This is a genomic window from Streptomyces sp. NPDC046303 (assembly GCF_055588085.1).
This window is the reverse complement of record NZ_JBVJFA010000038.1, coordinates 59,299-69,217: the sequence shown is the minus strand read 5'-3', so window position 1 is coordinate 69,217 and position 9,919 is coordinate 59,299. Positions and strand designations below refer to the sequence as shown.

The window sequence follows — 9,919 nt, the reverse complement described above, 5'->3', positions numbered from 1 at the left end:
TTCGACGGGTCCTTGCCGGAGAAGGCGCCGCCGCCGTGGCGGGCCATGCCGCCGTACGTGTCGATGATGATCTTGCGGCCGGTGAGGCCGGCGTCGCCCATCGGACCGCCGATCTCGAAGCGGCCGGTCGGGTTCACCAGCAGCCGGTAGCCCTCGGTGTCCAGCTTGATGCCGTCCGCGGCCAGCTGCGCCAGCACGTACTCGACCACGTGCTCCTGGATGTCGGGGGCCAGCAGGCCCTCCAGGTCGATGTCGGAGGCGTGCTGCGAGGAGACGACCACGGTGTCCAGGCGGACCGCCGTGTCGCCGTCGTACTCGATGGTGACCTGGGTCTTGCCGTCCGGGCGCAGGTACGGGAGCGTGCCGTTCTTGCGGACCTCGGACAGGCGGCGGGAGAGCCGGTGCGCGAGGTGGATGGGGAGCGGCATCAGCTCGGGGGTCTCGTCGGTGGCGTAGCCGAACATCAGGCCCTGGTCGCCGGCGCCCTGCTTGTCCAGCTCGTCCTCGTCGCCCTCGACCCGGCTCTCGTACGCGGTGTCGACGCCCTGCGCAATGTCGGGGGACTGCGCGCCGATGGAGACGGAGACGCCGCAGGACGCGCCGTCGAAGCCCTTGGCGGAGGAGTCGTAGCCGATCTCGAGGATCTTGTCGCGGACGAGCTGCGGGATCGGCGCGTACGCCTTCGTCGTCACCTCGCCGGCGATGTGCACGAGACCCGTGGTGATGAGGGTCTCGACGGCGACGCGGGAGGTCGGGTCCTGGGCGAGCAGCGCGTCGAGGATCGTGTCGCTGATCTGGTCGGCGATCTTGTCGGGGTGGCCTTCGGTGACGGACTCGGAGGTGAACAGTCGGCGGGACATAGTGCTCCAGGGTGGGAGGGGACGCTCGGCCCATGGCAGAGCGGCGGTGGTAGACCGCGGACGGACGGGTGCGCGTGCCCGCGTCGGCAGGCAGCGGCCGCACGTCAGAGGCTCATCCGGGCCTCGCGGTCGCGGAGGTGAGCGCCCGGGTGAGGGCGCGGGCCGATTCCGGGCCGCCGTCGGCGGAGCCCGCGATCACGACGAACGGCGGGTACCAGCCGTGGGCGGCGATCCGGTCGGCGATCTCGCAGGCGAGGGTGCCCGCGCCGGAGAAGCAGGCCAGGACGAGGGGCTCCCCGGTGGCGAGCGCGGGGCGCAGCCCGGTCAGGAAGTCCGCCGCGTCCGCCGGAGCGCTCACCGTGGCCAGCGCCTCCGGGCCCTCGTGGAGATCGGCGAGCCGGGCGTAGCAGTCCGGCGCCGCGCCCGGCGGCGGAATCAGGCAGATCGTGCCGGCGCCCGGATGGGCGGCTTCGCGCAACAGGCGCAGCGCGCCGGTCGGACGGATGGTGACCGGGGGCACGCGGGCGCCGGAGAGCAGCCCGAGCGCCTGGGCGACGGTGGTGAACCCGTCGGCGGAGAAGGGCAGTTCGCGCAGCAGGTCCGCGGTCTGCGACAGGATCAGCGCGGCCGCGTTGTCGGAGAAGCGGGTCCGGTCGTGTACGGCGGTCAGCACGAGGGAGCCGTCCGCCTGGTGCTGCGCGGCCAGCGTGAAGGGCACACCGGTGAGCGGGCCGACGGCCTCGGGCGGGTCCACCCGGACGCCCTCGGCGGCGAGTTCCTCGCGGTACGCGTCCTCGCCGCGGGTGTGCTCGGGGTGGGCGTGCTCGGGGTGGGCGTACTCGGGGGCGTGCTCGGGGTGGGCGTACTCAGCGTGGGCGCCCCCGGGGTAGGCGCTCTGTCCGTAGCCGTTCTCGCGCCGTGCCGGGGGCTCGAACACGATCAGGGATTCGGTGAGCCGGCCCGCGTCCGGGGAGGTGCCCGACCAGGCCTGGATCTGCCCGGCCGACACCCATTCGTAGGCGGCGGCGTCCAGTGCCCGGGAGGTCAGGTCGGCGAGCAGCCGCGGCACGGTCGCCGCCGGATCGACGACGAGTTGCAGGGGCAGCGGGTTGCGCAGCGGGCCCGGCAGCGTCTCGACGCCCTCCAGGAAGATGCCGCGGCCCGAGACGGTGACGGCGAAGGCGACCGGGCGCGGCGCCGCATCGAGGTCGGCGGCCGGCCGGTAGAGCTGCAGGGCCCAGGCGGCGTGCAGCGCGGTGCTCTCGGTCGCACCCCACTGGGCGGCCCATTCGCGCAGCCGCACCGCCTCGGCGGCGGTGAGCGTGTACCGGGTCCGGCCGTGGCCGAGCCGTCCGGTGGTGCGGGCGGCGGGCCGGGCCGGCAGGGTCGCGGCGTCGGGCGAGGGAGCGGCCCGCGACCAGAACGCGCGGGCGGGTCCCAGGTCCTGGGCGCGCAGCCAGTGCAGGTGGTCCCGTACGTCCGGGCGGCGCTCCCCGCCGGGCACCCGGCCGTCGGCGAGGTAGGCCCGGTAGAAGGCGCCGAGCAGGGTGCGGATGCTGCGCTGGTCCAGCAGCGCCTGGTGATAGGTGATCAGGATCCGGGTGGAGCGGGCGCCGCCGTCCCCGGACGGCGGATCGTCCAGCAGGGCGATGCGCAGCGGCCCGGGGTGGCGCAGGTCGAAGGAGCGGGCGCGCTCGGCCGTCAGCAGGGTGTTCCAGTCGGTCGCGTCGTGCCGGTGGCGCAGGATCTCCACGGCGGCGTACGGATGGACGGCGATTTGCGGGCCGGCGTCGCGCACGGGCCGGGCCACGGCGGCGCGCAGCACCGCTTCGCGGTCGGCGAGCGACTGCCAGGCCGCGGTGAACCGGGGGGTGTCCAGCGGGCCGTGCCAGCGCCAGTACACCTGCCCGACGTGCATCCCGGCGCCGGGCCGGGCCAGCGCGTCGAGCAGCACGTCGCGCTGGAGCGGCGCGGCGGGGGCCGCGGCCGGGACCGGTTCCGGCGCACCGGCCGCGCCGGCCGCGCCGGGGGCGTTCGGTGCGACGGACCCCGGCTGACCGGCCGCGCCGCGGCCGGGCGCGGCGTCCTCGGGGCACGGCGCGGCCAGCAGGTCCGCGAGGGTGCCCGCGGGGAACGGCGGCGGGGGCACCTCGAGCGTGTGGTGGGTCTCCGTGTGCCGGTGCAGCGTCGGGGTGCACGGCGGCAGCGCCGCGAGCGCCGCCTCCAGGGCCCGGTCCGTGAGCGGTCCGTGGAGGTCGAGCGAAGGCGGCGGGCCGGGAGTGACGATCACCGTCACGGGCGCGGCCATCTGCTCCCTCCTCGGTCGGCTGCGTCAAACGGGCATGGAAAGGTCTCGCAGTGTGCGGGTGACGGCCACGCGGCGCTGACGCGGCGCTGACACGGCCTGCTCATCCGCTTCACGCGCTCGCCAGGCCTTCCTCGACCGCGCCCATGAAGCCCTCGTCGAGCATGGTGTGGACGGCGGTGTCGCGGGCGGCGTCCAGCCCGGTGTCGTGGCAGGCCACGCTCACCAGGTAGCGGTCGGCGAGCACCGGGAAGGTCGCGAACGCCCATTCCCCGCGGGAGGCGGGGGAGCCGTCGGGGGCGAGCAGGTCACCGCTCTCCAGACCGAAGCCGAATTCGGTGAAGCCCAGGCGCAGTCCCTGCCCCAGTGCCTTGGTGTAGGCCTCTTTCAGGGTCCACAGCCGCAGCAGCTCGGAGGTCTGGCGGTCCTGGGACATGCGCGTCAGCTCCGCGTGTTCCGCGGGGGTGCACATGTGGTCGTGGAACAGCTCGAAGGAGATCTTGCGCTGGGCGGATTCGGTGTCGACACCGATCCGTCCCGTCCTGCTGACGCCGACCACGATCAGGTCGTCGGTGTGGCTCAGGCTGATGTCGATCTGGTCGAATCCGCGGATGTACGGCCGTCCACCGATCTTGTACGCGAGGTCGAGCGCGGCGGGCTGCGTCCTCAAGGCCGCGGCGGCCGTGTACTTCACGACCATGCGGGACGCGACGAAGCAGTAGCGCATCGCCGCGTTCTCGGTACGCCGGTAGCGCTGCCAGTCGCGGCCGAGCAGCGGGCGCAGCTCGGAGTCCGAGAGGGCTGCGGTCAGCCATTCGCCCCAGGTGGCGAACACGACGGCGCTGCCGTCGCGTTCGAGGTTCTCGCACACCGTGTGCCAGGGCCCGCCGGGCCCGGAGACGTGGATGGGCGGCGCGATGGTCCGCTCTCCCCGTGCGATCTGGTGAGGCATGGAATGGTTCCCTCTCTGATTCTCCCGGTTCTCCCTCACTGGGTCAGCTCGCTGCCGTCGAGATCACAGCTGAGGCCGCCGCGGTATCGGCGGACGAGTTCGTCCAGGACCTGGCGCAGACAGCTCTCCGGCAGGTCCGGTACGACGATGCCCAGCCGCCCGGCGAGCCGGGACAGCGCCAGGACCGCCCAGGCCGGGTCGGCGAGGAAGGCGTCGGTTCCGTCCTGCCCCTCCCAGATGCCGAGGACGGCGGCGGCGGCCTGCACGATCGCGTACCGGTCGCTGAGGATCACGACGGCGGGGTCCGTCAGGGCGCTGCGGGAGGCGGGCAGGGCCGCGCATTCGGTGCGCAGCACGCGCAGTTCGCCCACGAAGCCCTCGGCGAGGTCGCTGAGGACGGCCATCTGGCCGCCGACGCCGCGGGTCGCGGCGAGGCGCCCCGCCGAGCCGATGAGCGAGGCGGACAGGAAGTCCTCGCCGCTGGCGATGCCCAGCAGCCGGTAGTCGAGCACGGGCAGGGTCGCCCCGGTGCGGAACAGCTCGGGCGGCGGCTCCTCGGCGAGGAACCAGGAACGCTCGGCGAGGCTGCGCAGCTGCGGGACGATGACGGCGTGGCAGGCGGCCGTGCCGGCGTGGCCGAGGCCCGCGACCGGCAGGTCCCGCACCAGCTTGTCGACGGACCCGTACTGCGGGCTGCCGTGTTCGTAGCCGTGCGCGCCCAGGACGGTGGCGAGTTCCTCCAGGCTCTCGCGCAGCAGGTCCGGCACCACGTACTTGACGGCCGCGGCCAGGATGTGGGCGCGCTCGGGCAGCAGGCTGAGCGAGCGCAGCGCGACGGTGGCCATGCTGTCGCAGGCCAGGAGGTCGGCGAAGACCCCGGCGAGCGGCTTGTGCCAGCGCTTGGCCACGGGGGTGCTGCGTCCGGTGGAGGCCGCGCGCACGGCCGAGCGCAGCACGGTGTCGGCGGCGGCGATGGCGACGCCGGGGATGAGGCAGCGGTTGACCTGGAAGGTGCGCAGGGCCAGGGAGACGCCTTCGCCGGGGCTGCCGACCAGGGCGTCTTCGGGGACCGGGCAGCCGGTGAACTCCAGGCCGGAGAAGATGCCGCCGCGCATGCCGGGGGTGGGCACGCGGGGCAGGTGCCGGATGCCTTCGGCGGGCAGCTCGGCGGGGTCCAGCAGCAGGACGGAGTGGCTGCGGGGGCCGCGTTCGGCCGCGGTGCGGGCGTAGACCACGTACGCGTCCGCCCGCGACGCGTTCATGATCACGTCCTTGCGGCCGTCGAGGGTGTAGCCGCCGCGCGGGTCCGGGGCGGCCACGAGTTCGTCGCGCAGGATGGCGTTGGCGTGGGCGAGTTCGTGGTGGACGATCGAGGCCCGTCCGCCGCCGAGCAGCAGCTCCGCGGTCCGCTCGCGCTGGCGTGGGGTGCCGGCGGCCCAGACCGCGGCGCTCGCGAAGAGCGAGGTGATGCCGAAGCCGAAGCCGAGGGCCAGGTCGCGGCGGAAGACCGGGCGCAGCACCTTGGCGAGCAGGTCGGCGCGGGTGAGGCGGCCGCCGAACTCGGCGGGGACGAACTCGGCCGCCAGTCCCGTCCCGGTCAGCAGCCGTTCGGTGGCGGCCGGGAGCTCCCCGCGGGAGTCGGCGGCGCACAGTGCGGCGATGCCGTGCGGGTTGGCGGGGTCGTGGGGGGCGCCGAGGAGGGCCTCCAGCCGGGCGGCCCGGCGCAGCGCCGCCGCCTCGTGGGAGGCGGGGGCGGTGGCGGCCGTGGCCGGTGCGGTGTCCGGGGCGTGCAGGGAGGTGGTCATGATGGCGTTGATCAACTCCCGGTTCAGAGGGTTCTGATGGTGGATTCCGCGTGCTGCTTGGCGAGGCCCAGGACGGTGGCGCTCTGCCCGCCGAGGAGTTCGCGTACGTGGCGGCGCGCGTCCTCGGTTCCGGCGCCCCGGCCGAGTACCGCCTGGACGGCCTCCTCGCGCAGCAGCACGGTGTGCCGGGCCACGGCCGTGACACCGGTCTCGTCGGGGATCACCGACCATTCCCCGGTGTGCGCTTCGAGCAGCAGCGGCGTCCGGGTCTGCTTGTGGACGATCCGCAGCGCGTGCGGGAAGCAGATCCGGACCTCTTCCGTGCTCTGCACCGCCGGGCCCGTTCCGGCCGCCGCGTCCGCGTCCGCGTCCGCGTCCGCGGCGATGGTGTCCATGCGGACCACCTGCACGCCCGGCTGGTCCTCGGCGACTTCGGCGCGCGCGACGTGCGGGACCCGGCCCGGCCAGTCCTCGATGCCGCACAGGAAGTCGTAGACGAGCTCGGCCGGTCCCTTGACGCGTACGGACTCCTCGAAGGACAGGAGCAGCGAGTCCAGCGAGGTCCAGCGTTCGGCGGTCTCCTTCAGGCGCGTCAGCTCGGCCCGGCTGTTGGTGTCCGTCGCCCGTTCCACCCAGGCGAGGTCCTCGGGCCGGTCGTCGGCGACGGTGAACTCGTGGTCCAGCGTCAGCCGGGAGCGTGCGGCGCCGTGCGCCTCGACCGTCCAGCGGCCGCCCAGGGACAGGGCGGGCCCGGCCGGGACCTCCTGGTGGAAGTCGATGCGGTGGGCCTGCGCGTCCAGGGTGCGGCGCGACAGCCAGGAGGTGATCGTTCCGTTGGCGGTGACCCACATCTGGAACCGGTCGCGGATCCCGTCGAAGTCGAGCCGTTCGACATGGATGCTCGGCGGCACGAACAGCGGCCACTGGGTGGTGTCCGCGATCAACCCGTAGACCACGCCTGCCGGCGCTGCCACGTCCACCGCGTACGTCCTGCGGTGCACTCGCTCACCCGTCATCGGCTCAACCTCTCTCGCCCTGGCTCTCGAGATTGACAAGATCCACCGGAGAGCCGCTTGAATCCTTCTCGACCTCTCCAGGGCCTCTCGAGGGTCGGCTGCCCGGGCGCGCCGCACAACCGAACCGAGGCCGTCGCTCCTCGTCAGGAGGGGCGACGGCCTCGGATCTGGTGCAGCGCGCCGGCCGGGCGCTGCGAACCGTACGGCCGGGACGGGGGTGGGCCGGGTCGTACGGATCACGGCGGGTTCGGTGACACCCGCTGGTCGACAGGGTTTCCCGGACGGCCGGAGGCACGCCGGAGGTCCGGTCGAGGTCCTGTCGAGGGGGCGGCCGCCGCAGCCGGTCCGGGGTTTCGCGCAGCCGCCCCGCCCTGCACCCTGGAACCCGGTCATCAAGAGTGATCAAGAACTGTCAAGAGCGGCGAGCGGAGATGCAGATGAACGGGCCCAGCGGCGATCCGGAGTGGTTCCGCGTCTTCAGTCCCGCCCCCGACGCGGCCGTACGCCTCCTGTGCCTGCCGCACGCGGGCGGTTCCGCCAGCTTCTACTTCCCCGTGGCGCAGGCGCTTTCGCCCGCGGTCGAGGTGCTGGCCGTGCAGTATCCGGGCCGCCAGGACCGGCGCACGGAGCCGCTGATCGAGGACGTCAACACCCTCGCCGACCGGATCGCCGAGGAGCTCTCGGCGTACCGGGACAAGCCGCTCGCGCTCTTCGGGCACAGCATGGGAGCCGTCATCGGCTTCGAGGTCGTCCAGCGCCTCGAGGAGCGCGGGGACGGTCCCGTCGAACTGTTCGTCTCGGGGCGCCGCGCCCCCTCGGTCAGCCGCGGCGAGCGCTGGCACGACAGGAGCGACGCCGAGCTGGTCGCCGAGATCAAGTCCCACCGGGCGGCGGGCTCCGAGCTGCTGGACGACCCGGAGATGCGGGCGATGCTGCTGCCGACGATCCGCGCCGACTACAAGGCGGTGGAGACGCACGTCTACCGCCCCGGAGCCGCGGTGCGCTGCCCGGTGACGGCGTTCACCGGGGACGCCGACCCCAAGGTCACCGTCGAGGAGGCGCTGGCCTGGCAGCAGCACACGTCGGGCGGCTTCCACTCGGAGGTCTTCACGGGCGGGCACTTCTACCTGAGCGACCACACGGACGCCGTCCTGCGCACCGTCTCGGCCCGGCTGACCGCCTCACTCGCCGGCGCCGTCTGACCGCCGGGGGGCGGTTCAGAGGGCGCCGGCGGGCCGGCGTTCCCGTACGGCAGCGGGAGGTACGCGTACGGCCTCGGGTCCCAGCGGGGCCAGGGCCCGGCGCAGGATCGCCCCGGTCAGCGAGGCGCCGCTGGCGGCGAAGTACCCGTCGGGCCGGATGAGCACCCAGCCGCCGGGGACCAGGCCCAGCACCTGGCGCAGCCGGCCGTCGGGGTCGGCCAGCGGGCCGGGGCCGTCCCCGGGTGCCGCGCCGACGGTCCGTACCGACAGCCAGGTGCCGTACGCGGCGGCGGCTTCGGCCGCCGCGGCGGCGGCCGCGCCGGGGCCGCCCGCGGCGCACAGCAACGACCAGCGGGTGTCGCGCAGTTCCGCCTGGAGCGCGTCGGTGCCCGGGTCGCCGGGGAAGCGGGCGGCGGCGGCCGAGGCACGGCTGCCCGGCGGGGTCCCGATGCCGGGGTCCGGGGTGGTGAGCGAGGACTCGGGGTAGGCCAGGCGCAGCCCGGACATGCCGCCGAGCACCTTGCGCTGGATGGCGCGGCGCAGTGGCGGGACGTTGCGTACGACGCCCATGACGACCGGCAGCATCAGCCCGGCCATGACGTTCTTGAACTGGACGAGGAAGGTGGCCGTGCGGGTGCTGCCGAGCAGCGCCTTGCCGACCGGTACCCGCTCCTCGCCGTAGGTGTCGAGCAGGTGGCGCCCGGCCGATCCCTGCTCGACCTGGGCGAGCTTCCACGCCAGGTTGTACGCCTCCTGCACACCGGTGTTCATGCCCTGGCCGGAGGCGGGGCTGTGCACGTGGGCGGCGTCACCGGCCACGAAGCAGCGGCCCTCGTGCATGCGCGGGACCATGCGCTGCTGGAAGGTGAAGACGGAGGTCCACTGCGGTTCGCCCACGCGCACGCTCTGTCCGAGCCCGGCGCTGAGCTTGGCGCCGAAGCGGCTCGAGACGCTGCCCGCCGCGTCGCCGGCGGGCGCGGTGTCCAGCAGCCGCCAGTGTCCTTCCCGGCTGTACGGCACCATCATCATCGCCTGCCGGCCGGTGTGCACCCAGTAGATGGTGTCCTGGGGGAGGCCGGTTTCCACCGGCGCGTCGGCCAGCTCCCAGGTCTCGCTGGACTCGCCGAGCAGCGGCAGCTCCAGCTGTTTGCGGACGGTGCTGTGGCCGCCGTCGCAGCCCACCAGCCAGGGGACTTCGTACTCCTCCCGCGTGCCGTCGGCCCGTTCGAGGCGGGCCCGCACCCCGGAGGCGTCCTGGGTGAAGCCGCCGAGCCGTACGCCCCATTCGACGCGGACGCCGAGCCGGGCCACGGCCTCGCGCAGCACCGCCTCGGTGCGGGTCTGCTCGATGATGACGGTGTACGGGTACCGGGTGGGCATGGAGGCGTAGTCGGCGTCCAGCCGCACCAGCTTGCGCCCGCGGGCGAACATCGTGAAGGCGCGGTTGTGGCGCCCGGCCTCGATCACCGGCGCCGCGACGCCCATCTGGTCGAAGGTCTCCAGGGTGCGCGGGTGCACGGCCACCGCGCGGCTGGTGCGCGCGGGCCCGTCGGCGCCGTCGATCAGCCGCACCCGCAGGCCCCTGCGGGCCAGTTCGTGGGCGGCCGTCAGGCCGACGGGGCCGGCGCCGACGACGAGGACCTGGTCGGGCCCGGTCCGGGCCTGATCAGGCATAGGTGCCGTCCGCCTGGAGGCGCTCGCCGTCGGGGAGCGTGGTCCAGGTGCCCGGCTCGGACTTGACGAGCGCGGCCAGCGGCGCGGCCAGAGCGCTGTACTCCT

The 9,919-nt window shown here is 74.2% G+C and carries 7 protein-coding genes; 1 reads left to right on the top strand and 6 read right to left on the bottom strand.

Annotated elements, in window-relative coordinates:
• From metK to ACZ6I1_RS29935, 5 genes are all read right to left on the bottom strand, one after another.
• A partial coding sequence (gene metK / locus ACZ6I1_RS29955) for a methionine adenosyltransferase (protein ID WP_469292028.1) occupies positions 1-860 on the bottom strand: 860 nt, incomplete at its 3' end.
• Between the two features lie 112 nt (positions 861-972).
• Entirely contained in the window at positions 973-3,168 is a 2,196-nt protein-coding gene (locus ACZ6I1_RS29950) for a condensation domain-containing protein (RefSeq protein ID WP_469292027.1), read from the bottom strand.
• Between the two features lie 109 nt (positions 3,169-3,277).
• Positions 3,278-4,117 (bottom strand): 4'-phosphopantetheinyl transferase family protein, encoded by an 840-nt coding sequence (locus tag ACZ6I1_RS29945; protein WP_469292026.1) that lies wholly within the window; start codon positions 4,115-4,117, stop codon positions 3,278-3,280.
• Between the two features lie 35 nt (positions 4,118-4,152).
• Positions 4,153-5,922: an acyl-CoA dehydrogenase gene (locus ACZ6I1_RS29940; RefSeq protein WP_469292025.1), complete on the bottom strand. Its 1,770-nt coding sequence runs from the start codon at positions 5,920-5,922 to the stop codon at positions 4,153-4,155.
• Between the two features lie 23 nt (positions 5,923-5,945).
• A complete protein-coding gene (locus ACZ6I1_RS29935) occupies positions 5,946-6,938 on the bottom strand; it encodes an aromatase/cyclase (protein ID WP_469292024.1) in 993 nt (330 codons plus the stop codon).
• Positions 6,939-7,375: 437 nt separating this feature from the next.
• Here ACZ6I1_RS29935 and ACZ6I1_RS29930 point away from each other — a divergent pair, with 437 nt between their 5' ends.
• Positions 7,376-8,140, top strand: coding sequence for a thioesterase II family protein (locus ACZ6I1_RS29930; protein WP_469292023.1), 765 nt, complete (start codon positions 7,376-7,378; stop codon positions 8,138-8,140).
• Between the two features lie 15 nt (positions 8,141-8,155).
• On the opposite strand, the gene ACZ6I1_RS29925 is transcribed toward ACZ6I1_RS29930, so the two are convergent.
• Positions 8,156-9,814, bottom strand: coding sequence for an FAD-dependent oxidoreductase (locus ACZ6I1_RS29925; RefSeq protein ID WP_469292022.1), 1,659 nt, complete (start codon positions 9,812-9,814; stop codon positions 8,156-8,158).
• Positions 9,815-9,919: the final 105 nt, after the last annotated feature.

What these genes read in the sequence shown, in the direction of transcription:
- ACZ6I1_RS29930 (WP_469292023.1), top strand. Translation starts at nt 7,376, where the DNA reads ATGAACGGGCCCAGCGGCGATCCGGAGTGGTTCCGCGTCTTCAGTCCC.
- ACZ6I1_RS29945 (WP_469292026.1), bottom strand. Translation starts at nt 4,117, where the DNA reads ATGCCTCACCAGATCGCACGGGGAGAGCGGACCATCGCGCCGCCCATC.
- ACZ6I1_RS29935 (WP_469292024.1), bottom strand. Translation starts at nt 6,938, where the DNA reads ATGACGGGTGAGCGAGTGCACCGCAGGACGTACGCGGTGGACGTGGCA.
- ACZ6I1_RS29950 (WP_469292027.1), bottom strand. Translation starts at nt 3,168, where the DNA reads ATGGCCGCGCCCGTGACGGTGATCGTCACTCCCGGCCCGCCGCCTTCG.
- ACZ6I1_RS29940 (WP_469292025.1), bottom strand. Translation starts at nt 5,922, where the DNA reads ATGACCACCTCCCTGCACGCCCCGGACACCGCACCGGCCACGGCCGCC.
- ACZ6I1_RS29925 (WP_469292022.1), bottom strand. Translation starts at nt 9,814, where the DNA reads ATGCCTGATCAGGCCCGGACCGGGCCCGACCAGGTCCTCGTCGTCGGC.